Origin of the sequence: Winogradskyella pacifica, assembly GCF_003386275.1 — a bacterium.
Taxonomy (GTDB): domain Bacteria; phylum Bacteroidota; class Bacteroidia; order Flavobacteriales; family Flavobacteriaceae; genus Winogradskyella; species Winogradskyella pacifica.
Map to the genome: position 1 here is coordinate 292,475 of NZ_QREI01000001.1, position 25,980 is coordinate 318,454.

The 25,980-nt window shown below is 33.4% G+C and carries 19 protein-coding genes; 4 read left to right on the plus strand and 15 right to left on the minus strand.

The window, feature by feature from the left end:
- Nucleotides 1-13: 13 nt before the first annotated feature.
- From DFQ09_RS01390 to DFQ09_RS01465, 15 genes are all read right to left on the minus strand, one after another.
- Complete coding sequence (locus tag DFQ09_RS01390; RefSeq protein ID WP_147298306.1) at nucleotides 14-961, minus strand: glycosyltransferase family 2 protein; 948 nt, start codon at nucleotides 959-961, stop codon at nucleotides 14-16.
- Nucleotides 962-973: 12 nt separating this feature from the next.
- Nucleotides 974-1,909, minus strand: coding sequence for a glycosyltransferase (locus tag DFQ09_RS01395; RefSeq protein ID WP_115807801.1), 936 nt, complete (start codon nucleotides 1,907-1,909; stop codon nucleotides 974-976).
- A 10-nt stretch (nucleotides 1,910-1,919) separates the two neighbouring features.
- Nucleotides 1,920-2,663, minus strand: a complete 744-nt coding sequence (locus DFQ09_RS01400) for an acyltransferase (RefSeq protein WP_181897128.1) — start codon at nucleotides 2,661-2,663, stop codon at nucleotides 1,920-1,922.
- The gene (locus DFQ09_RS01405; protein WP_115807803.1) at nucleotides 2,660-3,541 is read right to left on the minus strand and encodes a glycosyltransferase family 2 protein; all 882 of its coding nucleotides are present in this window, start codon (nucleotides 3,539-3,541) and stop codon (nucleotides 2,660-2,662) included. The genes DFQ09_RS01400 and DFQ09_RS01405 overlap by 4 nt, the downstream gene beginning before the upstream one ends.
- On the minus strand, nucleotides 3,528-4,676 hold the full coding sequence (locus DFQ09_RS01410; protein WP_115807804.1) for a glycosyltransferase family 4 protein: 1,149 nt from the start codon (nucleotides 4,674-4,676) through the stop codon (nucleotides 3,528-3,530). The genes DFQ09_RS01405 and DFQ09_RS01410 overlap by 14 nt, the downstream gene beginning before the upstream one ends.
- Complete coding sequence (locus DFQ09_RS01415) at nucleotides 4,677-5,330, minus strand: DUF1919 domain-containing protein (RefSeq protein WP_115807805.1); 654 nt, start codon at nucleotides 5,328-5,330, stop codon at nucleotides 4,677-4,679.
- Between the two features lie 4 nt (nucleotides 5,331-5,334).
- On the minus strand, nucleotides 5,335-6,795 hold the full coding sequence (locus tag DFQ09_RS01420) for a lipopolysaccharide biosynthesis protein (RefSeq protein ID WP_115807806.1): 1,461 nt from the start codon (nucleotides 6,793-6,795) through the stop codon (nucleotides 5,335-5,337).
- Nucleotides 6,796-6,819: 24 nt separating this feature from the next.
- Nucleotides 6,820-7,815 carry a GDP-L-fucose synthase family protein gene (locus DFQ09_RS01425; protein WP_115807807.1) on the minus strand — a complete coding sequence of 332 codons (996 nt, stop codon included), beginning with the start codon at nucleotides 7,813-7,815 and terminating at the stop codon, nucleotides 6,820-6,822.
- Nucleotides 7,816-8,042: 227 nt separating this feature from the next.
- Nucleotides 8,043-8,393: a four helix bundle protein gene (locus tag DFQ09_RS01430; RefSeq protein WP_115807808.1), complete on the minus strand. Its 351-nt coding sequence runs from the start codon at nucleotides 8,391-8,393 to the stop codon at nucleotides 8,043-8,045.
- A gap of 256 nt (nucleotides 8,394-8,649) precedes the next feature.
- A complete protein-coding gene (gene gmd / locus DFQ09_RS01440) occupies nucleotides 8,650-9,765 on the minus strand; it encodes a GDP-mannose 4,6-dehydratase (RefSeq protein WP_115807809.1) in 1,116 nt (371 codons plus the stop codon).
- Between the two features lie 195 nt (nucleotides 9,766-9,960).
- Complete coding sequence (gene cysQ, locus DFQ09_RS01445) at nucleotides 9,961-10,758, minus strand: 3'(2'),5'-bisphosphate nucleotidase CysQ (protein ID WP_115807810.1); 798 nt, start codon at nucleotides 10,756-10,758, stop codon at nucleotides 9,961-9,963.
- A gap of 274 nt (nucleotides 10,759-11,032) precedes the next feature.
- Nucleotides 11,033-12,289: a sulfate adenylyltransferase subunit 1 gene (locus tag DFQ09_RS01450; RefSeq protein WP_115807811.1), complete on the minus strand. Its 1,257-nt coding sequence runs from the start codon at nucleotides 12,287-12,289 to the stop codon at nucleotides 11,033-11,035.
- 94 nt (nucleotides 12,290-12,383) lie between these two features.
- Nucleotides 12,384-13,289: a sulfate adenylyltransferase subunit CysD gene (cysD, locus tag DFQ09_RS01455; protein WP_115807812.1), complete on the minus strand. Its 906-nt coding sequence runs from the start codon at nucleotides 13,287-13,289 to the stop codon at nucleotides 12,384-12,386.
- 5 nt (nucleotides 13,290-13,294) lie between these two features.
- Complete coding sequence (gene cysC / locus DFQ09_RS01460; protein ID WP_115807813.1) at nucleotides 13,295-13,885, minus strand: adenylyl-sulfate kinase; 591 nt, start codon at nucleotides 13,883-13,885, stop codon at nucleotides 13,295-13,297.
- An 8-nt stretch (nucleotides 13,886-13,893) separates the two neighbouring features.
- Complete coding sequence (locus DFQ09_RS01465; RefSeq protein ID WP_115807814.1) at nucleotides 13,894-14,322, minus strand: DUF2061 domain-containing protein; 429 nt, start codon at nucleotides 14,320-14,322, stop codon at nucleotides 13,894-13,896.
- Between the two features lie 634 nt (nucleotides 14,323-14,956).
- On the opposite strand from DFQ09_RS01465, the gene DFQ09_RS01470 reads away from it, so the two are divergent.
- From DFQ09_RS01470 to DFQ09_RS01480, 4 genes are all read left to right on the plus strand, one after another.
- Nucleotides 14,957-18,529 (plus strand): T9SS type A sorting domain-containing protein, encoded by a 3,573-nt coding sequence (locus tag DFQ09_RS01470; protein WP_115807815.1) that lies wholly within the window; start codon nucleotides 14,957-14,959, stop codon nucleotides 18,527-18,529.
- Between the two features lie 442 nt (nucleotides 18,530-18,971).
- On the plus strand, nucleotides 18,972-23,975 hold the full coding sequence (locus DFQ09_RS01475) for a GEVED domain-containing protein (protein WP_115807816.1): 5,004 nt from the start codon (nucleotides 18,972-18,974) through the stop codon (nucleotides 23,973-23,975).
- A 677-nt stretch (nucleotides 23,976-24,652) separates the two neighbouring features.
- On the plus strand, nucleotides 24,653-24,814 hold the full coding sequence (locus DFQ09_RS18815) for a hypothetical protein (RefSeq protein ID WP_179348046.1): 162 nt from the start codon (nucleotides 24,653-24,655) through the stop codon (nucleotides 24,812-24,814).
- Nucleotides 24,815-24,833: 19 nt separating this feature from the next.
- On the plus strand, nucleotides 24,834-25,973 hold the full coding sequence (locus DFQ09_RS01480; RefSeq protein ID WP_147298307.1) for a phosphoenolpyruvate carboxykinase (ATP): 1,140 nt from the start codon (nucleotides 24,834-24,836) through the stop codon (nucleotides 25,971-25,973).
- Nucleotides 25,974-25,980: the final 7 nt, after the last annotated feature.

Here is a 25,980-nt window from a genome sequence, read left to right on the forward strand (position 1 = left end):
GATACAATCTTATTTATCTGCTATAGTTTTTTTTTAGTAATAAAGCACTCTTAAACCCAATAATATTTGCTAGTTGTCTAAACCTTTTCCCACCTACTGGCCACATTTTTTTATAACCCAAGTTTGTAAATTCATTTTCAGCTTGTTTTACTAATTCCGGAAAATGATTATAGTATCTATATATATAAGTCAAAAAATTATTTGCCAATCCTTCCTTTACACTTTCTATAGCATTAAAGGTTACAGCATGATTTTTATATAAAATATAAGATTTTAATAATGACTCTGCCTTTATATTACTATGTTTATTCAATTGAGAAATTGAGGACGCATTTCCCATACGATAATAGACAAATGCATCTTTAGAAAAGATAATCTCTTTTACATTAAACATAACTCTCGAAAAAAACTCACCATCTTGATTAATTCGAAGGCTTTCATCCCACCCACCTGTTTTTGTGATAATATTACGATGCGTTAACCAAACGGATGTTTGCCCCATACCCTTCCCTAGCCATGAATCAATCAACCATTGGTAAGGCTCTGAATAATCTTTATCTATATACTGTGTTTTCATAATAGCATTTTCAATACTATCTTTAAAATGAAACCATTGGCATGAATATAATGATTCGTTACCATGAACCGCTGCTAACTTTAATTGTGCGTTAATCTTATTGGGGCCGAGAACGTCATCAGCATCTAAATACTGTATATACTCACCTGTTGATAGTTCAAAACCATAATTACGAGCTGAGCAAGCCCCTTTTCTTATGTTTTTTGCATAAATTAAATTTGGCATATTAAGTGATTCTAGATATTCAAATGAACCATCTGAAGAACCATCATCAATAACAATTATCTCAATAGCCTTATAACTTTGCTCCAAAATACTATTTAAAGTATCCTTTAGATAAGGCATGGCATTATAACAAGGAATAATAACGGAAACTAAACTCACAATTAGATTTAATTAAGGTAAATTCTTTTTAATTCTAAATTTTATTTTCTCTAGCAAAGAAGGCTGATTATTATCGGCATCATAATCTTCAACTATTATAGATTTAACCCATTCCCTTAATGGTCCATGATAGTGAATAGCCGTTGGAATCTTTTCCTTAACTATAAATGTATTATTCTCAAAACGCGTATCCTTTCTTTCTATGTGCGCCATATGTACTAATTCCTCTCCAAGTTCTATGTATGGAAAATTATAAACATGCACTAAAATATTCATTAAAGGTTGATCACTATGAAAAGCTAAAATAGGATTTGATGATATCACTACAGCAAAATTAATATCTCTCAGAAAAACATCTATTTTACCAGCAAAAAAACCTGTACAAATATTAAATTCATCTTGAATATTTATTATATCTAAAGATTTAATCATTAAATGCTCTTTTGAAAACTTGATCCAATCTGTCATATAACTTGAATCACCTATTTTACTAAATTCATGATTTAGATAAATTTGATCACCATTAATTAAATCAAAAATTTTATTAATATCTTTTTGGATGTAAATATCAGCATCAAAAAAAGCAACCTTTTCTACTCTATCTCTGTAGTTATTGGCAATGAAGTAGCAATAAATATATTTAGCAGGATAAGCCCAATGTCCTGTCTTAATATTATCAAAAATTTCAGTACTAAATTTATTTTCTTCTAATAGTTTAGAAAAAACAACAACTTCAACCTTGTTTTTATCAAAAAATTCTAATTGTTCTAAAGAAAAACTACCACCTTTCTTAAAAGAGCCTGGTTTATTCCATTTTCCTTTTATTGTATTATCACAAACTACAATAATAGTGTTGTCTAATTTATCATTTTCTCTAATACTAGTAATAAAAGGAACTAGATACTCGAAATAATCAGAATTACCTCCTGTAATAACTAAATTCTTCATAAAAAAAACTTTATACCCTTGATTTTAATTTTTTAGCAGGTGTACCTGCCCATAATTCCATTTCTGGAATGGACTTATTTACCATACTACCAGAACCAACTATTGATCCTTCTCCTATTCTAACAGCATGCAAAATTGTTACACTAGATCCAATCCATGAGTTTGAACCAATTACCACCTCTCCCTTTAATAACTCCCCTTTCCAAGCTGGTACGTTTATGTCGGTATAATCATGATCATGTGTGTAAACTGTACAATTAGGTCCTATTGCAACTTTATTACCTATCTTAATATCAGCGCTTACATCTAAAATTGTACCATTACCAACACCACAGCCTTCACCTATAAATATTGCTGCTGTAAGCCCTTCTCTTGAAAATATAGAAACATCAGAAGCTATAAATGAATCTTTTCCGATCTTACTATTTTTATTTATAAATATTCGAGAATTGGATTCTATTCTTGAATAATCCTCTATTATAAACGTACTATTATTTGAAACACTAATTTGTACATTTTTATGAATCTGAACTCCTTTTCCAATTTTTAAAACAGAACCATTTTGCACTTTCAATTGTAGAGGTCCATATATCTCAGAGTCACTACCAATACTTATTTCCCCTTTACCTTCACATTGTATTGGAAAATGAAGTGAAACATTTTTTCCGAATTCTATTTTAGTTAGCCTATATAACCAATAAAGATATCTAAATATTTTATTAATTTTAAACTTTAAGTATTTAACAACTATCAATTTACTCTGAATTTTATAATTTCAACATAACTTAAATTCAAAAAACGTTTCATCTCAACGCCTTTGCTCCAACCAAACCTTTTGAAACCAGAAAGTATTGCATCTGACTTTTGTTTTAAAAATACTTTATCTAATGCTTCTTTTTCTAGTTTACTTAATGGAGAATCATCGGACACACAATGCATATGAGCTGCATGTATTGTTTTTGCAATATTCATTGGATTTTTCTTCCTTATTGCTCCTTCTTGTCCATTAGAAACCCTATACCAAACAATACCATGCGGCATTAATAATACACTGTATTCTTGTGCCAATCTATGCCATAAATCAAAATCACCATAATGTCTCACATTACTGAAACCACCAACTTCATTAAAAATTTTTCTTTTAATAATTGAAGATAATGGAGCTTTATGAAAAATATGCTTTTTCTGTATATAATGCCTGTTATACGTTGCGTATGGATTTAATTCTATAGGGAACTTACGTTCATTATCTTGTTCAATAGAACATAAACCATAGTCCGCATTTGGAAACTGTAACATGTAATACACCAATAACTCTAAGCCATACGGATAAATCATATCATCCGCATCTACATATTTTAAATATTCTCCTTTTGCATAAGACGCTGCCTTATTTCTATTAGGGTAATCTCCTAGATTAATTTCATTAATATAAACTTTTATTCTTACATCACTTGCTTCGTATTTTTTTGATATAGCCAAAGAATTATCAGTAGACCTATCATCTACAATAATTAATTCCCAGTTTTTATACGTCGAATTAATAACAGACTCAATAGCTTCTGCAATATATTCTTCACGATTATAAACGGTCATTAATACCGAAACCAAAGGTAAATTAGTGTTTATCATTTTTTAAATATAATTTTAATCGATGTGCAACGGTCATAGGTAAATAATTTAGAATACTTTTTTTAACTTGATATTTTTTCGGTATTGTACTATTGAAAGCATTTTCATAATGCTTTGCTTGTGTTAATGGATTAAACATTTGTTCTGCTTTACGAACACAAAGTTCACTCATTTTATTCAATAGTGACCTATCCAAGTGTAATTGCTCAATATATTTAGCGTAAGTTTCCACCTCTCCTGCAGGAACCGTAAAACCATTAATTTTATTCTCTATTAATTCTGGAATACCACTTTCCAAATTTGTTGTGATGGGTACTACTCCATATTTCATGGCTTCAACAATAACCACAGGTAAGCCTTCTCCTTTTGATGGTAACAAAATTATATCTTGTTCAACATATAAATCAAATACCTCACTATTGTCTAATTTCCCTAGAAAAGTCACGCGACTATTCTTTTTCCATAGTTTTTTAAGCTCCGCTTCTTTATCACCCTCTCCGATTATAGTCATTTTATAATCTATAGAAACTTTATCCAAAACAGATGTTATTCTTACTAAATACAATACTCCTTTTCTATCACATAAAGAACCTACAAACACTAACCGAATTGAAGCAGAAGGTGTTCTTGTAAAAACTTTTGCTGAAGGTACAGGAAACTTAATACTCTCTACAGGCGTATTAAAATACTCCTTAAATTTTTTATTTATTTTAGCTTTTAAAAAATCACTAACCGTTATAACTCTTCCAATCTTATCTTGTTTTTCTTTTAAAACATTAAAATAATGCTTAAAATCCCCATGAATAATATAAACTAAAGGGTTTGAATGCTCTGAATAATTTAAAGCATCTAACTCTACGCCTCCATCGTTAGAAATAACAATAGCATCTTTAGTTAATTCTTTATTAATTTTATTATAAATTGAATATTTAGAGGACCAGCTCCCATGATATGTTATTCTTACAATTTTATCGGCATTAAAATCATCTTTTATACGTCTGTTAGCATCATCGAGTAAATTATGAAGCAACAAAACTTTAGTCTTAAATCGGTTGGTTTTAAATCGCAAAAGATTTCTTACAACCGATGCTACACCTGCATCTTTATCTGGTAATATATAAACTAAAGTTTTCATTTATTTTTGATTTTTTATCCAAGACACCAGGTCAAAATCCTTAAAACATTTTATTTTATCATTATACATGTCACCAACACAATCTTTTCCTTTATAATATGAGATAACCTTTACATTATTACCCTGTCTTTGTTTAGAGGACAAAAAAACTTTAGGACATTTAATAGCATCAAATTGAGGCATTAGTTTATCTGAAAATCTATTTTGATCATTCATAATGATTAATAGATTTTCAAACTCAACTCGCTCTTTCCTTCTATTCCATTTGCTTTCCGCCTCTTGCTCAGTTTTGTAATGTAAAAAATGAATCTCAAGATTATTAGATAAAACACCAATAGGATATTTTTTAGCTTTATGCTCTTTTTTACATTCTTCAAATCTACTTTTTAATATAAACTTCAAATCCTCTTTTAAATAGTCTTCGATATTAGAAATGAATTTAATATAATCCTCTGCAAAAAAATACAATCCCACTGTAGGTGTATTATAAGGCCTATTAGTTGCTTCATATAAATGTCCGCCAAAACAATTGTTACAAATAACTGTAAACTCCTTATTTTTCAATCGAATCGTTGCATATTTAGAATAAATGATATTAACCCATTTATTATAAATAAATCTTAATTTGAAAACTATTCTAGAAATCAATCGCATCTATCTATTTTGAAATTTTTAATTTGATTAGAAAACCCTGAATTATATTTTTAAATTCTTTAAATCCTTCTGTTTTAAAAACTAAAGAATTAAGAAAAACGTATAGCGTCACATATATTAATGATTTCACTATAACTGATATAAAATAATTAATTTGAATATTCCCTAAAAAGTAATCAATAGCTACAAGCAATAAAAAAATTAACACGTAATTTAAAAAGAGTTTAAAAAAATCAATTATTCTATAATTAAAAAACTTCTGAACTAAGCCTAAGTTTAATACAATACCAATAATAGCTGCAAAAACAGTTGTCAAGATATATGCATATAAGCCATAATATATCGCAACTGGTATAGCCAATAAATACAAGCTCTTTTTATACATTTCAACTTTTAGTATAGCTCCAGATTTCCCTATACTTAAGATTGGTGAATTTAGTATTGTCGGTATTGTATAAATAAATGAAAACAATGCCAAAATCTTAAATATAGGAACACTTCCTAACCATTTTTCAGTTAGCAGAATTACAATTACAGATTTTGCATTTATAAACATTAAGCCAGAAAACAAAAACGTAGTAAAACAAACTAAATGTAATATTCTAATTAATACTTCTCTTAATTTTTCCTTATCGTGGGCTAACTTAGATAAAGAAGGAAATAAAACCCCAGAAAAAGAAGAAAAGGCATATTGTACTACTAACTTATTTAAAGATTGTGCCTTATAAAATAAACCTAAGGTTGCCGCAGAAAAAAGTTTACCAATAATTAAAGTATCTAACCTAGAAAAGATAGAATCAATAAAAATACTTAAAGAATACTTATAACCAAAGCTCCAAAGATCTTTGACTTCACTGATTTTAAATAAAAAACTAGGTTTCCATTTAGAAAAACACCATATTAAAGCAGTACCCATTACCCAACCTGCAATTTGGGAATATATTAAACTGTAAACACCATAGCCACTATATGCTAATACAATACCTAAAACACCTGAAACTATACCTGCAAAAAGTGCTATTTTAAAAGGCGTTTTAAAATCTAATTCTTTTTTATAAAGGGCATTTTGTAGTGTAGAAAGTCCTTTAATTAAAAAGGTTAGCGACATTAGCTGTGTTATAGCTTCAAGCTTTGGCATTTCAAAATATGCTGCCACCAATGGTGAACTAAAATACATAGCCAAACCTAAAAATAAAGCCATCAACATATTAATCCAAAATACTGTTGACAACTGTAGCCTACTTACTTTTTGTTTTTGAATCACCGCATTCCCAAATCCAAAATCGACAAATGAATCTGTAAGGCTCGCAAATACCATAGCCATACCTAGCAAGCCAAAGTCTTCAGGCATTAATAGTCGCGCCAATATTGTAGATACAATAAAGGTTCTCACTTGCCCCACTAACATATTAGAAAAATTCCAGCTAGCAGCGTTAATTGTGGACTGTTTTAGATTTTTACTCAATAGAAATAGATTTATTTAATGTGATTAAAATCTAGAAAGTTTTATAGTTTGGTTTAAGTTGTTTATATACCACTTATAAGTATTAGCAATCCCTTCTTTCAAACCAACAGTAGATCCCCATCCCAATTCCTCTAACTTAGAACTATCCATCAATTTACGAGGTGTCCCATCTGGCTTAGAACTATCCCAAACAAGCTCGCCAGTATGCCCAACAATGGATTGAATCGTTTCTGCTAATTCTTTTATGGTTACATCGGTACTAGTACCCACATTATATAAATGCTCTGGTAATACATGTTCTACAGCAAAAACTACAGCTTGTGCCATATCATCCACATGCAAAAACTCGCGCATTGGTGTACCGCTGCCCCATAGTGTTACTGGTGCATTGGTGGTTTTAGCTTCGTGAAACTTGCGCAACATGGCTGGTAATACGTGAGAACTTTTTAAATCAAAATTATCGAAAGGACCATAAAGATTTGTCGGCATTAAGCTTACAAAATCTTTACCGTATTGTTTTCGTATCGCTTCACAAGCTTTTACTCCTGCTATTTTAGCAATAGCATACCATTCGTTCGTTGGTTCTAAACTATCCGTTAATAAATACTCCTCTTTTAACGGTTGTGGAGCAAACTTTGGATAGATACAAGAACTTCCTAAGAACACAAATTTTGAAACAGCCGTCTTATGAGCCGTATCAATTAAATTATTTTGAATCTGTAAGTTTTCCATTAAAAACGGATAGGGATTCTCGCTATTCGCTAGTATCCCGCCTACTTTTGCTGCCGCATTTATGACAACATCTGGCTGTTCTTTATTGAAAAAATCAATTACTGCTTGTTGATTTCTTAAATCGAGTTCAGCACTTGTTTTACCTATAAGGTTTGTGTAGCCTTTTGCTTCTAGAGCTCGCCATACAGCAGAACCTACCATACCACGATGTCCGGCAATGTAGATGCGTGATTCGTGATTCGTGATTCGTTGTTCGTTACTTGTGACTTGGGGGTTTTGATTTGTCATGCGTTATTCGTGATTGGTGATGCGTGATTGGTTATTCGTTACTCGTGATGCGTTATTTGTGATTGGTGATGCGTTACTTGTGATTCGTGATGCGTGATTCGTGATGCGTGATTCGTGATGCGTGATTCGTTACTCGTGATTCGTTGTTTGTGATTCGTGATTCGTTGTTCGTGATTCGTTTCTTGTGATTGCTGATTTGTTACTTGTGGTTCGTTGTTATTTTGGGCTTATTTTGTTTTTATGTAGCGGATGAGTCCATAAATTAACTTTGTTAATCGTTCTATATCGTCTGTCATCTTTTGGGTGTCATCAATATAATTTAACCGTCTTGCGATAAGCACTTGAGTTTCTACCTCTGCTAACGACCCCAAAGCTATATATAAAAACTGAATAAATTCTTTATCACCTTTTCTCCCCGCACCTTCTGCTATATTACTCGGAATAGAAACCGCTGCTCTTCTAACTTGAGACGTCAAACCATAAACTTCATTAGATGGAAACGATTGAGAACATTTGTAAATGTCTTCTACCAAATCCATTGCTTTTTTCCAAGCGTCTAAATCTTTATGGGTTTTCATTGTTTTTGGTTCGTGGTTCGTTATTCGTGATGCGTGATTCGTTGTTTGTGATGCGTTGTTCGTTGTTTGTGATGCGTTTCTCGTGATTTGTTGTTCGTGATTCGTTATGCGTTGTTTGTGATGCGTTGTTCGTTACTCGTTATTTGTGATGCGTTGTTCGTTGTTCGTTGTTCGTTGTTCGTTGTTCGTTGTTTAAGATTTCACATTTTTCACTGTACTAATCACCAATCACCCAGCACCAATCACCCATCACACTTTATTCGTAATAATTCATTGTATTATAACCCGACTGATCTAAGAATTGCTCCTTTTTCATGAGTTTTAAATCGCTAGTCATCATATCTTTAATAAGATCGTTTAGATCATATTTGCATTCCCAACCTAATTTATTCTTAGCTTTAGAAGCATCACCAATAAGTAATTCTACTTCTGTTGGTCTAAAATAACGTGGATCTACCGCTAAAACTTCTTTACCAATTTCAATCTGGTACTCTGGATTATTACATTTTACGACAAATGCTTTTTCGTTTTCTCCTTCACCTTTAAATTCTAATTCTATACCGACTTCAGCAAAACTCATATGTACAAAATCACGTATTCTCGTAGTTTTTCCTGTAGCAATCACCCAGTCTTCTGCTTCTTCTGCTTGAAGAATCATCCACATCATACGAACGTAATCTTTTGCATGTCCCCAATCTCTTTGTGCATCGAGGTTTCCTAAGTAAAATTTATCTTGTAAACCTAAAGCTATTCGAGATACTGCTCTTGTTATTTTTCGTGTTACAAACGTTTCCCCTCTAATTGGTGATTCGTGATTGAACAAAATACCATTACACGCATACATATTGTAAGCTTCACGATAGTTTACCGTTATCCAATAAGCATACATTTTTGCTACAGCATAAGGTGAACGTGGGTAAAACGGAGTCGATTCCGATTGTGGTACTTCTTGTACTTTTCCGTATAACTCGGAGGTTGACGCTTGGTATATTCTCGTTTTATTTTCTAGGCCTAATAATCGTACGGCATCTAAAATTCGTAACGTTCCTAAACCATCTGCGTTACCTGTATATTCTGGAATTTCGAACGACACAGCCACATGACTCATTGCCGCTAGATTATAAATTTCATCGGGTTGAATTTCTTTAATCAATCGAATAAGATTGGTACTATCCGTCATATCACCATAATGCAGATAAAAATTTCGATGATCTACGTGCGGATCTTGATACAAATGATCAATTCTATCGGTGTTAAATAATGACGAGCGACGTTTTAGGCCATGAACTTCATACCCTTTTTTTAGTAAAAACTCACTAAGATAGGCTCCGTCTTGTCCTGTAACTCCTGTAATAAAGGCAACTTTACTCATATTGTACTATAAAAAAATAGTTATAAATTAGAATTATTTCAGTCTACAAAGCTAATAAAATATAAGACTAGCTAACCTTTTAGGCTTAGAAAATAAAATTTTGACTCTCGAAAGCTATTTCAGTTTCAAAACATTACATGTCTCTAAAAACTTAAATTTTCAGAATAATTATTTTAAAGCTTAAAGTCATTTCTGTTAACCAAACCCTTTTACTACAAACCAATTATTTAAAAGTTCTTCCCTATTATACAACATACGCTTTTTGGTAGCCCAATCTATAACTTCAAAACCTGCATGTTCACAAATAGCTTGCCCTGCAGCCGTATCCCACTCCATGGTAGGAGCGAATCTTGGATAACAATCCGCTTGTCCTTCCGCCACCATACATAGTTTTAACGAGCTTCCTTTAGAAATTAGATTTACATTACCATGCTTTTGGCGCATCTCAGAAACATAAGTTTCCGTTTCTGGTGACATGTGTGAGCGACTTGCTACAACTGTAAATGTTTTATCTTCTCTTTCTAATGGTAATTTTTTACCAAGATTTAATATTGAATCTATACTATAATCTTCAAGGTTTACCATTACTTTAAAAGCACCTTTTTCTTTAGTTGAAAAATATAACTCTCCTGAAACTGGGACAAAAATGACACCCAATATGGTTTTCTGATCTTCTATCAACGCGATATTAACTGTAAATTCGCCATTACGTTTTATAAACTCCTTTGTACCATCAATAGGATCGACTATCCATAGTTGACTCCAATCTTTACGGTCATTATAAGGAATAGATTTACCTTCTTCGGATAACACAGGAATATTTGTTGCTTTTAAATGCGATATAATCACATTGTGTGATGCCGTATCTGCTTTGGTTAATGGTGAATTATCTCCTTTCAGTTCTATTTCAAAATCCTCCGACTTATAGATATCTAGAATTACTTTTCCGGCTTCTAGGGCTGCTTCGATTGCAATTTTTAAATTTTTGTTCATGCTTTATTGGCTTTTGGCCGTTAGCCTTTTTCTTTTAGCTCCTTGCTGTTTGTTGGTTCGGTTTTCATTATGATAAGATTGCCATACTTCGACTACGCTCAGCACAGGCAATCGTTCGTAACTCACTTCTCGCAATGACGTTTTGATTTTTGATTGTGGTTCCCCTATTTAGGTTTTAATTCATATATTAAATCGTAAGTATAAAATTCTCTTGATTGAAAAACACCCCTAAAGTCCCCTCAAGGGGACAATACCCCGCTACAAAATGTAGTTGTTAAATAATCATCCCAGCACCAATAGTTTCATTGGTTTGTTCGTCTATAATAATGATACTTCCGGTTTGACGATTCTTTTTATACGCATCATAAAACAAAGGCTTAGCTGTTCTAATAGACAAACGCGCTATATCATTCATCTCTACTTTATCAATACCTTCTATTCGGTGTAACGTATTAATATCAATTTTATACTTTAATTCCTTAACCATACCAATAGACTCGTTTGTGGTATGTTTAATAACTACCTTCGTACGTGCCTGAATTGGTTTTGTACTCATCCAAGTCACTAACACTTCTAAATCTTGACTCACTAAAGGCACATTATTTTCGCGCACAATCATGTCTCCACGACTGTTGTCTATTTCGTCTTCTAAAGTCATCGTTACAGACATAGGTGCGAATGCTTCAGCTATTTGTTCGCCATTAAGTTCAATGGTTTTTATCGTAGACACGAATCCTGAAGGTAACGATTTCACTTTATCCCCTGGCTTAAATACACCACCATCAATACGACCTGCAAAACCTCTATAATCTTGATTATCTAAGGTGTGTGGACGAATTACAGATTGAATAGGAAAACGGCAATCTACCAAATTATGATCGCTAGAAATATGAACGGTTTCTAAATGGTACATTAAGGTACTTCCTTCATACCAGTCCATGTTTTCAGAACGGTTAACAACGTTATCTCCATTTAAAGCTGAAATAGGAATAAACTGAATATCACTAATACCTAACTTTGATGAAAAGGCTTTAAAATCAGAAACTATTCCGTTATATACATCCTCGCTGTACTCTACTAAATCCATTTTATTAACACAAACAATAGCATGCGGAATACGTAATAAAGACGCGATAAATGCGTGACGATGGGTTTGTTCTAACATCCCTTTACGTGCATCTATAAGTATAATGGCTAAGTTAGCGGTAGAAGCGCCCGTTACCATATTACGGGTATATTGTATATGTCCTGGTGTATCTGCTATAATGAATTTACGCTTTGGAGTCGCAAAATAACGATAGGCTACATCAATCGTAATGCCTTGTTCGCGTTCTGATTTTAAACCATCTGTAAGTAATGATAAATCTACATAATCAAAACCTTTAGATTTACTAGAAGCTTCAACAGCATCTAGTTGATCTTGAAAAATTGATTTACTATCGTATAATAAGCGTCCTATTAAGGTGCTTTTTCCATCATCTACACTTCCTGCTGTTGTGAACCTTAATAGTTCTATGTCTTGATATTTCATTTTTAATAGTTGTTAGTTGCTAGTTGTTAGTCTTTAGTCCTCTGCTTGTAAGCTTTTCGACTTCTAAAGTCTCAACCTAATTTCTATTTATATTTTAAAAGTAACCTTGTTTTTTACGATCTTCCATAGCAGTTTCTGCACGTTTATCATCTGCTCGTCCACCACGTTCAGTTGTACGTGTTGTCGCAATTTCTTCGATGATTTTATCTAAGGTATTTGCTTCAGATTCTACTGCACCAGTAATTGGCATATCTCCACAAGTTCGGTAACGAATCGTCATATTTACGACTTCCTCTCCTTCCTTTAATTTAATAAATTCTGAGTTTGCTAAAATCACACCGTCTCTCACGACACAGTCGCGTTGGTGAGAAAAATAAAGTGATGGCAAATCAATGTTTTCTAATTTGATATATTCCCAAACATCCATTTCTGTCCAGTTAGAAATTGGAAACACTCTAAAATGCTCTCCGTAGTTTTTACGTCCGTTAAACAAATTCCATAACTCTGGTCTTTGATTTTTAGGATCCCATTGCCCAAACTCATCTCTATGTGAAAAGAAACGCTCTTTCGCTCGGGCTTTCTCTTCATCTCTTCGTGCTCCACCCATCGCTGCATCTACTTTATACGCTTCCAAAGTATCTAATAACGACACAATTTGAAGTGAATTACGAGAAGCATCCGCACCAGTTTCTTCTTTTGCACGTCCGTTATCGATAGCTTCTTGTACAGAACCTACTATAAGTTTAACCCCTAGTTTCTCTACTAATTCATCACGAAAAGCAATTGTTTCAGGAAAATTATGACCTGTATCAATATGTATTAAAGGAAACGGTATTTTTGCCGGAAAGAACGCTTTTTTAGCTAAATGCGTCAACAAAATAGAATCCTTTCCTCCTGAAAATAATAAGACTGGATTTTCGAATTGTGCTGCAATCTCTCGAATCACAAAAATGGCTTCCGATTCTAATTCTTTTAAATGATTAATTACGTAATTACTCATGTTATTTATTTTAATTTTTGAATAATAAAGTCTAGAATAGTTTGAACAGATGCTTCAATGGACTGATTATCTGTTACGAGTTCTAAATCTGGATTGATAGGAGCTTCATAAGGTGCTGAAATTCCTGTCATATTTTTAATTTCTCCCGCTCGTGCTTTTTTGTATAAGCCTTTTACATCTCTACGCTCGCACTCTTCTAAAGAGGTGTTTATATATATTTCTATGAAATTTTCTTTACCAACGATGGTTTTAATATGCTCTCTGTCTTTAATATAAGGAGACACAAAAGCGGCTAAGGTTACAACACCTGCATCTACCATTAAGTTCGCAATTTCGGCAATACGTCTTATGTTTTCGGTTCGATCTCCTGGAGCAAACGTTAGGTCTTTATTAATACCCTGTCTTATATTGTCGCCATCTAAACTAAACGTAGAAATGTTTCTTTTGTGTAATTCAACCTCTACTACGTTAGCCAAAGTAGACTTCCCAGAACCAGATAAACCTGTAAACCACACTAAAAAAGATTGGTGATTATGTAAGCGTTCGCGATCTGCTTTTGTTATTTTATAATTATGTCTAACCGTATTTAGACTCATAATTCTCTTTAATTTTTCAAATTATTTAATCGTTGTCTTTCTATTCTTCTATCTAAACCATAGTTAATGCGATACCAAAGTTTTTCATGTCCAAAATACAATAGCATTTTTGTTACGACTTCGGCACCACCAATTTTAAGTCCAGTTAGCGGATTCCCTGAAATCAACCAACCTAAAATAATGGTATCTAAAGTACCTACACCGCGCCAAGAAAAGGTTTTAAGAATATGCCGTTTATTAGACGACTTTATTTTCGATTTAAACCAAACCCTTTCATGAATGTAATACAAGACCATTTTAGTAATCATTTCAAATGCCCCCATTTTCATACCAATGGCTAAATCACCAGAAATATACCATGACAATAATAACGTGTCCAAGGTTCCTATAATGCGCCATGTAATCGTTTTAGCGAAATGTCTTTTACTAAATTTCAAACTTTATCAATATTAAAATTTTATAGCCATTCATTTATAGTGCCTTGAACACATATATCCTTCGTACTTTCTTTTAAATAAAGGGATGATTTTCAACACTATTAGAACAAAAAACGAACCGTTATACAAATCAAAATTGAGCAAAAATACTTAATTAACAACTCATAGCTTTTAAAAAAATCATATTATTCATACAATTGATAAATTGAGAATTATTGGTCGGATATTTTAAGATTTCAAATTTTTGAACCAATATTTATGATTTAAACTCAATCTAGTCGCTTTTAAGTTTAATTTTTAGACAAATCGAAACTAAATATCATTATAAAATTTAAGTTTAAGATGTTTAATTACATAAAAATCAGCACTAAATGGTTATAACAAGAAACGCTGAAGCATGACAAAAGAAACACTCCTCACGTTTAATTAAATAAAAATGTACGATTTTTCATATAGTAAATAATATTACGTATTTGCAAGTATAATCGACAATAAAACACTCTAGCTTCAACATATTTTGTTAGGCATAGTTATCACAATTTTCATTATCTTTGACCCATCTCAAATTTAAGTAAACCTCCTACATTTCAGTAAATTAATACTACAATTTAAAAGATTTAATTAAATAGAGATTATGACTAAAACTTACATTTTTTGCATTTTGGTTTCCCTTTTTTCATATGGGTTTAGCCAAACAATCGTAACCGTAGATCGTCCCAATATTGTTGGACCAACACAAACAGACCATGTAACCTCTGTCTCTTCTAGTGGGTTTGTTCGTGGATCTGGTGTTAATCTAAGTTCTGCTAATGCTAATTTTACATCAAATGATTGGACTGTTGGTGGAGACCAACCAACTGCGGCAGCTAATGATGACTACATAGAGTGGTCTATTTCAGCTAATACTGCATTCGAAATCACATTAGATGAGTTAGATATTAGACTGAGAAGAAATCCTAATGGCCCTAGTGACTTCCAAATATTTTATAGTTTAGATGGCTTTGCCACTACTGGGACTTCCTTAGACGGATCTCGCACATTAGCAGAGAATTCGAATACCAATATAAACTTAGCTAGCTTAAGTGTTTTATCTGGAATTTCAGGAACTATAACATTTAGATTGTATGCATGGGGAGCCAGTAGTAGTGGAGGAATCTTAAGAGTACTTCCTAATGCCGCTTGGTCAATTTCTGGTGTCGTTCCTTCCCCAGGATTAAGACTGGTTGGTAGCGCATCAACAAGCTCAACGAATAGTGCTGATTCTGATATTATAGCTTCTACTTTCCCTTTATTCCCTGTTCAACAAAACATTGATTATAATTCTACATATATAACGCCTTCTGGCCTTAATCTAAGTAACTCTGTTCCTTTAGGTGCGTTTACGATTAGAGACGGTGGTATCGGTACAGATACCGATTCCGATGGCACGACATTAACATCCATTGAGTTTGACGTAGACAAATATGAAAATCTAGCCGCATTAGCTATTTTAGATCTAGGCACATTCACAATTATCTCGGAAGTTACAACTGTTACTGAATTCACAACATTTAATGGTCTAAACTTAACGGCTGCTGACAACAGCAGTAGACAATTTTTAATTTTAGGGTCATTTAAATCTGTAGTAACAGATAACGAACAACTACAACTAACCATCACTAATGCAATTACACTTGCAAGTGGTAGTTCTCTTTTCGGATTAAATAACGCAGGTGGCGCACAAACCTCAATCGTTGGTGACGATAACCGTATTGAAGTTATTGCAAGCAAGTTTGAATTTGTACAACAACCTACTAACGGAAACCAAAACGAACCTATTACACCTTTTCCTACAATAATTGCTGTTGATGTGAATTCAAATTTAGATTTAGATGCGAATATTACAGGTATTAGCGTTACCGCTTCCCCTAGTAGTAGTATTGTACCAGAAACATATAATATGGTCAATGGTGAAGCAACTTTAGATAATGTGGTTTTTACAGGTACAGTTTCAGGCGTAAGTATAAACGCTAGTGCTTCGGATATCTCTGGAACCAGTAACGTCTTTAATATTAACGGCCCATTATTAGCTATCGCTGAGCAAAACTTTGATACAGCTACAGGTTGGACTTACATTACCAATACAGCACCTTTTGGTACTATTACAGATTGGGGCGATACTATCGGTTATTTTGGAGAAATTGCCTTAGCTGATGCATCCCCATTAGATAACATATTGTTTTCTGGAGACATTTTTGGAGAAAATGATTTGAATGATGACGGAAATTCTTTTGCGACTTTAACTTTTTCGGATATCGATGTTACTGGTCGAACAGATATAAGAATAGAATTTGATTGGCAAGTTATTGGTTACCTCAACAATGCAAATGATATACAATATAGATTAGTCCTCAATGGTAGTACAAGTGGCGGATGGGTTTCTGTTTTTAATGGCGTCTCTGGGGATGACAGTAATGACAATGATCAAGGTAGAGCTAAAATTATTATACCTGATGGCAATTCTACCGTAGGGCTTCAAGTGAGACTAAGAAATAATCTTGCAAGTGGTTATTCTGGTTTTGATAATTTTAGATTAGTTAGTCAGTTTAGTGGATTAATCTACACTAATGCAGGCGGCTGGAAAGACAACATTAAGCCTGATACAACAACAGGAGCTTTAAACGCTCTAGTTATTGATGGTACATATAATGTAGATAATAATGCGAACATCAATAATTTAATAATTAATGATGGTGCTTTTACTGCAATTGACTTTGGTAAGTCCATTACAACAACGAATAACGTGATAAACGAAGGTTCTTTAATCTTAAATTCTATAAGTAATAGTTATTCAAGTTTAATAGTCAATGGTTCAATACTAAATGAAGTCACCTATAACCGTCACGTAAATCAAGTTGCCGATACAGGTTCTACTTCTGGAAATAACGATTTAATATCAGCACCAGTAACTAATGCTAGTCAAACATTCCTTGCCTTAAGAACCGTTAACACAGAGATACCATCTGGCGTTATAAGTGGAGTACCTTCATTTTTATTTGGACCTTTTAATAACAACACAAATGCTTACGTTAACTACTCTGCAGCTGACGATGCATCCGTAATAACATCTGGTATAGGTTATAGAACAGCTTCGGACACCCCTACAGGTTCTACTTTTGAATTTGTTGGAGATGTTGAGACTGGATCTGTATCTGTTCCTATTACAGTAGGTTCGAGCAGCACATTTAATCTTATTGGAAATCCTTACCCTTCTTACTTGAGTCTTTCAGAGTTCTTATCAAATAATGGAGCTAATTTTAGCTTATCTAGCTACGGAGTTTATGGTTACACTGGAGAATTATCTGTATTTACAGTATGGAATCAAGCTTATTCTGACGCGAACCCTTCTGCGAAATTAGCACCAGGGCAAGGTTTCTTTGTATCTTCAAAAACTGGAGGAGCTACTATTGCATTTACCCCGGCAATGCGAAGAACAGGAACAAGTGACGATTTTATTAGCGGTAGATCTCAAAATCAAAACTTAGCGCATTTAAATATTGAAGTTGCAAAGGAAAATGGAGCGTATCAAACCGCCTTATACTTTAACGACAATGCGACATTAAGTATGGATCCTGGTTATGATTCTGAACTATTTGAAGCTAACACACCTGCTTTTTCTATCTATTCGCGTTTAGTGGAAGATAACTTAGGAAAGGATATGGCTGCGCAATCTGTGAGCTATTCGGACTTAGACAATGTTGCTATTCCTCTAGGTATTAATATTACACAAGGTGAGCAAGCTGTAGTTAGTATTGCGGAACATAATATTCCTGAAGGTACTACGGTAATTTTAGAAGATAACGTCGCAAATACATTCACCAACCTATTAGAAGGTGATTATACGTTTACACCAGCTACAACTTTAAACACCACTGGACGTTTCTATTTACATTTCGGACAATCTACATTGGGTGTCAATGATAACTTACTTAATGGTTTAGAAATTTTTGTAAATACTAGTCCTAAGTCAATTGTTGTAAAAGGACAATTAGAAGGTCAAACAGCATTCAAATTGTTTGACATACAAGGCAGACTAGTAACCACACAATCATTAAACTTTAACAACACAGAGCATAATATTGATGCTTCTAATCTTACTGCTGGTATTTACGTTGTACAATTACAACATACAACTGGCAACAGAACTCAAAAAGTTATTGTTAGATAAGTCTAATACTTATATCATTTAAGCTAAAAGTGCATCTTAATAAGATGCACTTTTTTTTGTTTCTAAGACAATAGAACGCGAATTGCGTATAAAGAACTTATCCCGATTAAGCAATAATTTCAAATAAAATAATTAACATTTTTTCAGCTACTACACCTACCACTTAACAAATTAAAATACAACAACTTATACACAATAAAAATCTACAACCCAACGTATCACTAAATTAATCTTAATGATTTGTTAATATATTTAAAAACGTGCATTACCCACTTTTGCTATATTTGCAATCCCTTATCACTAGGGCGTTTACGCGCTTTTTTGACATTTTAGCTATTAATAACTCATTATGATGTTGTACGTCTTAAATATGTAGGATTTTTCTTTGAAAAGACCTATTTATTTATCCGTATATCATCTTAAAACTGACACAAATTAACACATGAAACACATTTACACATTTTTAATTGCTCTTTTTATTGGGAGTTTTGGGTTTGGACAAACTACTATTTATACTCAAGATTTTGAGACTTTAAATACAGGTTATACTGCTTCAGCTACTGAAGGATCAGGATTCACTGATATATTTAATAGGACCAACACTAATACTGGAGGTAATTCCTCATATTTTTGGGCTATTGAAGACACAGGTGTAACACCTGCAACAATAACTTTAGATCAAATAGATGTAACTGGTTACGCAGATTTCACCTTTTCAATTGACATGCTCGCGCATCATTATAACGACTGGGATGATGCTGACACATTTTCAATAACTTACACCCTAGATGGTGGTGCTACTCAAAATTTACTTTGGGTACGAAATGCAGGAGGACAATATAACCAAGCGGCATCACTAGACACTGACTTTGATGGCGTTGGTGATTGCGGCTCAGGTATATTACCTGCCATAACAACTGGGAATAGCGGCTGTAATGTAACAAGCAACACATTTGCTACATTTTCTTCAAGTACGATTATACTTAGTGGAAATACTACCTTGGACATTGTGCTTTCATTTGAAGGTATGACATCGGGAGATGAAGGCATGTATTTAGACAATATTGAAGTAGAAGGAAATTTAGCAGGAGGAGGCTGTACAGCACCTACTGCTCAAGCTTCAGCTTACAATACAACATCAATAGGGACAACAAGTGCTACCTTAAATTGGACTATAGGAAATGGAGATGAAGTATTAGTTCTAGTAAAAGAAGGCTCAGCTGTTGATACAGATCCTGAAATCGGAACTACTTACACAGGTAATACTGTTTTTACTTCTGGAGCCCAAATAGGAACAGGCAATTATGTGGTGCAGTCGGGTTCAGCAACAAGCTCAGTAAGCATTACTGGCTTAAGTGAAGCAACAACATATCATGTTGCTGTTTATGAATACAACACTATTGATACGTGTTATGAGCTAACCGAGTTAACCGGAAACTTTACAACAGAATGTTCGACACCTTCTGAGGTCAATACATTTACAGCTACAGCAGGTAACGAGGAGGTAGATTTAACATGGTCTAATGGTAGTTGTTTCGATGAAATTTTAGTAATAGCTAAAGAAACATCTGCAGTAACGGTTACACCATCAGGTGATGGTACAGCATACACCGCTAATGCTACTTTTGGTTCTAGCGCAGATTTAGGTACTAGTGAGTACGCTGTTTATAAAGGTATTGGTACATCAGTAACTGTAACTGGTTTAACCAACGGAAACACTTACCATTTTTCAGTATTTACAAGAAAAGCTACATCTTGGAGTACAGCAGTTGCGGATGATGCGACATTAGCTTGTACTGCTCCAGCAATACAAGCTTCTACATTTACAACTTTATCACCTACTACAACAGATGTTTCCATTGAATTTACAAGAGGTGGTGGTGACGATGTTTTAGTCGTAATGAAGGAAGGTTCTGCTGTTGATACGGATCCGACTAGTGGAACAAGCTATAATGCAAACAGCATATTTAATGGTTCTGGAGCAAGTGAAATAGGAACAGGTAATTATGTTGTATTTAATGGTAATAATGGAACTTCAAATCCTGGTGTTGGAGGAACCAGTCTGAATATATCAGTTTCTGGCTTATCTCCTAATACAACATATTATTTAGCTGTTTATGAATATAACACTACAAACACTTGTTACAATTTAACTGAGTTAACAGGGAACTTTACAACAGAATGTTCTACACCTTCAGATGTATCTGCATTTACTGCTAATGAAGGCAATACTGACGTTGATTTAACTTGGACAAATGGTACTTGTTATGATGAAATACTAGTTGTTGCTAAAGCTGGTTCAGCTGTAACAAATTCTCCTTCTGGAGATGGCACAGCATACACTGCAGATGTAGCCTTTGGTTTTGGTACAGATATAGGAAGTAGCGAGTTTGTTGTTTATAAAGGCTCAGGTAATTCAGTATCCGTAACAGGTTTAATGAATGGTACCACCTATCATTTTGAAGTATTTGCTCGTAAAGCTTCAACTTGGAGTTCAGGTATTACGGCTAATGCTATACCTAATTTAACGTATTGTGATCCAAATCCATCTAGTGTTGATGGAAGTGGAATTATAAATGTAAACATAGGAACTATTAATAATAGTACTAGTGCCGAATCTGGAAATTACGGAGACTACTCAGCACAATCGACGGATGTAAGTCAAGGACAAACGGTAACTTTTAACATTACTTTCTCAACAGGAATATATGACTATAACACTAAAATTTGGATCGATTATAATAATAATGGTAATTTTGATGATTTTGATGAAGAAGTTTTTTCGGGAACATCAGATCCAAGTAATTTGAGTGGAAGCTTTATAATTCCAGTATCAGCTTCAATAGGGCAACATCGTTTAAGAATTGGTGGCGCTGACTCAGCAACACCAACACCATGTTATACTGGCAGTTATGCTAGTTATGAAGATTACACTATAAATGTAATAGCTGCAAGTACAGACACATCAGTACAATTTACATCTACATCTACAACAGTTCTAGAAGATGCTGGCACCTACGACTTAGAGTTTTCTATAATTAATGAAGACCTTATAAATGCTACTACGTTTGATGTTGTATTAACTTCTGGAGATAATACAGATATAGATGGCTATACAACTCAAACTGTAACATTTCTTGGAGGTACAACTACAAATCAAACCGTAACTATAACTGTAACTGATGATGCTATTATTGAAGGAGATGAAACCTTAACTTTTGAAATTCAAAACGTAACAGGAGGAAGTTCTGCTGCAGCTGGTAGCAGTGATTCTTTTGATTTAACTATTACAGCTAGTGACGCTATTATACCTGCTACAGGTGACATTGTTATCTCTGAAATCATGTATAATTCTTTAAACACAGATGATGAGTGGATTGAAATCTATAATGCATCAGGAAATGATATTACATTAGATTCTGATTGGGAATTAAATTATGGCTCTAACAGCTTCGATTTTAGCGGAACTTTAATTACTGCAGGAAGTTATATCACAATAGCATTAGGGAGTAATGGAGATAGCATATTTAATAATGACAATCCTTTTACACCAGATGTCAGTACAATTGCAACACCTGCAGCAACAGCAAGTACTAATAACACCAACAACTTAGTTAATAGTTCATCAACTATCACTATTGTATTTGATCCGAATGGTGATGATATAACTATAGATACTGTAACTTATGATGACGGCTCACCTTGGCCTAATGCTGCAGATGGTGATGGCCCTTCTTTAGAGCTGGTTGATTTAGCTAGTGATAATTCATTAGGTTCTAATTGGGTAGCTTCAGATAATTTTGGTGGGACACCTGGATCAGGACATCCTGTAACTTATACATTTAACGGCACATGGTCACCAAGTGATCCAAATGGAGCAGCTACTGCTAGTGATGATATTGTAATTACTTCTGGTAATGCAATAATTTCCTCTGACACGGCTATTAACTCTGTAACGGTTAACCCTGGTGCTGGTTTAACAATTAATTCAGGTGTTACACTTACAGTCACAAACGGTTTATCGTTAGAATCTAGTTCTTCAAGTTACTCAAGCTTAATTACAGACGGCACAATTTCTGGAACCGTTAACTACGACAGGTTTGTAAATTCGATAGGTAGTGGAGCTAATGGCACAGGAGGAAACGATTTAATTTCACTTCCATTAATGCCTATAGGCTTAACATTTGACACCTTTATTACTAATGGAGATAATGCTACTGAAATAGCAGACAATGGTACATTTTACGCTTTTGCACCTTATAACAATATTAATGCTTCAGCTTATGAGAATTTCCTTATGGGAGCAAGTGATATCTTAATTAAGGCTAAGGGCTATAGAGTCGCTACAGATAGTGGAAATCTTATAACGTTCTCAGGTACTCCTGATAATAGCACTGTAAATTTCCCAATAGTTAATCCTGTTTTAGGCAATCAATGGAACCTTATAGGTAACCCATATCCAAGTTATATAGATGCTGATCTATTTTTAAGTGTTACCAATACAGCCTTATTAGATGCTTCTGCAGTAGCTATTTATGCCTATAATAGCGAAACCTATACAGGAGCAGCGCCAACAACTAGTGATTTTACTATTATTAATAAAGCAACGATAGCATCGCTAACAGGAGAAAACTTTAATATAGCACCAGGTCAAGGCTTTTTTGTAGCCTCAAACGCTATTGGAGGAGCTATTGAGTTTACACCTGCTATGCGTACACTAAGTGGAGATGATGATTATATTGCGGGCAGAAACTCTAACGAGAGTAATTACTTTAAATTAAACTTAATTGGTTCTTCAACATATTCTACTAGTATTTTCTTTAATACAAACTCTAGCTTAGGTTTAGATCCTGGTTATGATGCTGTAGTGTATGGAGAAAATTCAGATAACTACCCAATATTTACGCATTTAGTTGAGGAAAATATGGGAAGATCAATGGCTATTCAGTCTTTAGACAATGATGATTTAGCTAATGTTACTATTCCTTTAGGTATTAACGCCAACCAAGGTGAAGCGATTACTTTTAGCATTAACAGCTCCAACTTGTCTAGTACTACACTAGTTTATTTAGAAGATAATGTAACTAACACATTTACGTTATTGAACTCTGGAGATTATACATTAACGCCTAACATGAATTTAAGTGGTACTGGTCGTTTTTACTTACGTGTGTCAAATAGCACATTATCTACAATAGATCATAACTTAGACCAACTAAGTATTTACACTAACACAACAGATAAAACTATTTTTATTGCAGGTCAATTATTAGAACCTACAACAGCGTCTGTTTATGATGTTCAAGGACGTTTGGTATCTACTACGCAATTACAAACTACTGTTAGATCACAAGCTATAGACGTAAGTAACTTAAGTCCTGGTATCTATGTTGTAAAACTGCATAATGCGGCTCAAAACAAAACTCAAAAAGTGATTATAAGATAAGTCGTCTTATTATATTTCTTACTGTTAAGAAAACGCGTTAAACTATGTTTAGCGCGTTTTTTTTATAAAATACACATTTGCGTAATAACGATTTCTTAACAACGAACGTTACTTAAATGTATGCTATTGATATTTCTAGTTATGGTTATGTGAGATATATTATCCACAGGTGGGGATTTCAAAACATTAAGATTAGGACTCCCCCTACAAATTCAGTATAAGAATTCAAAACATACATTTCAGAAATCAATAGAAAACAACGAATGAATCGCTGCACTTATCCACAGGTCACATTATGCAAGTATCTATGCTCTCACGTTAACAGGTAAAATTTAACTACAACGAAAAAAGTAATTATACCTTAAGTACTTATGGTTTTTTCATAAAATATTACATATCTTGCGCCCGGTTTTGATTATAAGTGAGTTAGTAATTAGCACATTACATTTTGTAATATTATATTTGTAGCTTGAATAAGCTTCAAATATCGTAAACTATATATCATAAAATTAAAGTATGTTTTTCTTGAATTTTGAAGTCTAAGATTTTAGACATAAATTACAGGAAAACATTACCATTTTAGAGATAAAATTAATTTTTAATGTAAACCTTTTGACATTTTAGGTTGTTAAATAAATAATTTTATTATTTTTGAACTCAAATTTAGGGCAAAAGCCATGAAGAAAGAAAACAACATAGATAAAATCACTCGTAAAGAAGCCATTTCAAAAATGGGTAAATATGCTGCTATAACTGCAGTAGGAACGTTTGTGATTTTAAATCCACTTAAATCACAGGCAAGTTCACTTCCTCCAGATCCAGGCGGGTTGCCATGGTAATTAACTTTTAACTTCTATTTTGAATACTAAATTAGCACCAACATATAAAAAAATGTTCGGTGATTATTGGATATTGTGGTATTCTATTTCTAATAGTTACAGTGTTATAAATTCGGATTTTGAGTTACTCTTGGATACGTATTTAGCCTCCAATACACAAAAGGATTTTTCCAATACCCTTTCTGACCAAATCCCTGTTTCTGATAGCTTAAAACTTTCTGAAACTATTCATAATTATCTCAAGGATTGCAATAATCCTTACAGTCCACCCAATACAAGCTCAGACACTTTAGATACGTCTCACCGAAATATTTCTAAGCATTATTTATTTGACTCTAAAAGAATTCAGATTTATTACAGCTCAGAACTAGTGCTCAAAACGGTTCATCCTGCTATTGCCTATTATTGTAATACAAGCACAGCCAATACAGATGTAACATTCGATATATATTTAAAGAATGATAACCTATATCTTTTTAAGAATGGAGAATTAATGTCTTGTGTTCCTAAAAGAGAGTATCACCTTTTACAAGGTAAATTTATCATGCAGTTACTCTGTTCCTTACATAATAAAGTAGAACAAGATTGGATTGGAACGCTTCATGGGTCAACGATAACAGATGGTAATTCGTCCATCCTATTTGTTGGTAAATCTGGAAAAGGAAAAAGCACCTTATCAGCATTATTAGCCACAAATGGCTTTGAACTATTAGCTGATGATGTATCACCTTTGCTTTCCGAAAACCAACATATATATTATAATCCCTCCTCTATTTCGATTAAAGAAGGAGCTTTTAACCTGCTGCAACCCTTAGTAAAGAATTTTGAAAAATTACCAATAGTCGAATTTAACAAAACTAAAGGCCAATTAAAATATATGCCTTGCACGAAACCAAAACAAGACCATTATCCTTGCCATGCTATTGTTTTAGTGAATTACGTATCCGAGTCAGAAACTATAATTGAGCCGATTTCTATTAAACACATTTTAGAAACCATAATAGAAGATTCTTGGTTATCACCGAACCCTAAACATGCTCAGCAGTTTTTAGACTGGTTACAAAAAGTTAAATTATATCAAGTAACTTATAGTGACACAAATAGTGTATCTTCTGAAATTTCAGCTTTATTTAAACAATTTAATTACCAAAATCAATAGTCTATAT

What these genes read in the sequence shown, in the direction of transcription:
- DFQ09_RS01395 (WP_115807801.1), bottom strand. Translation starts at nt 1,909, where the DNA reads ATGAAGAATTTAGTTATTACAGGAGGTAATTCTGATTATTTCGAGTAT.
- DFQ09_RS01405 (WP_115807803.1), bottom strand. Translation starts at nt 3,541, where the DNA reads ATGATAAACACTAATTTACCTTTGGTTTCGGTATTAATGACCGTTTAT.
- DFQ09_RS01410 (WP_115807804.1), bottom strand. Translation starts at nt 4,676, where the DNA reads ATGAAAACTTTAGTTTATATATTACCAGATAAAGATGCAGGTGTAGCA.
- DFQ09_RS01415 (WP_115807805.1), bottom strand. Translation starts at nt 5,330, where the DNA reads ATGCGATTGATTTCTAGAATAGTTTTCAAATTAAGATTTATTTATAAT.
- DFQ09_RS01425 (WP_115807807.1), bottom strand. Translation starts at nt 7,815, where the DNA reads ATGACAAATCAAAACCCCCAAGTCACAAGTAACGAACAACGAATCACG.
- DFQ09_RS01430 (WP_115807808.1), bottom strand. Translation starts at nt 8,393, where the DNA reads ATGAAAACCCATAAAGATTTAGACGCTTGGAAAAAAGCAATGGATTTG.
- gmd (WP_115807809.1), bottom strand. Translation starts at nt 9,765, where the DNA reads ATGAGTAAAGTTGCCTTTATTACAGGAGTTACAGGACAAGACGGAGCC.
- cysQ (WP_115807810.1), bottom strand. Translation starts at nt 10,758, where the DNA reads ATGAACAAAAATTTAAAAATTGCAATCGAAGCAGCCCTAGAAGCCGGA.
- DFQ09_RS01450 (WP_115807811.1), bottom strand. Translation starts at nt 12,289, where the DNA reads ATGAAATATCAAGACATAGAACTATTAAGGTTCACAACAGCAGGAAGT.
- cysD (WP_115807812.1), bottom strand. Translation starts at nt 13,289, where the DNA reads ATGAGTAATTACGTAATTAATCATTTAAAAGAATTAGAATCGGAAGCC.
- cysC (WP_115807813.1), bottom strand. Translation starts at nt 13,885, where the DNA reads ATGAGTCTAAATACGGTTAGACATAATTATAAAATAACAAAAGCAGAT.
- DFQ09_RS01470 (WP_115807815.1), top strand. Translation starts at nt 14,957, where the DNA reads ATGACTAAAACTTACATTTTTTGCATTTTGGTTTCCCTTTTTTCATAT.
- DFQ09_RS01475 (WP_115807816.1), top strand. Translation starts at nt 18,972, where the DNA reads ATGAAACACATTTACACATTTTTAATTGCTCTTTTTATTGGGAGTTTT.
- DFQ09_RS18815 (WP_179348046.1), top strand. Translation starts at nt 24,653, where the DNA reads ATGAAGAAAGAAAACAACATAGATAAAATCACTCGTAAAGAAGCCATT.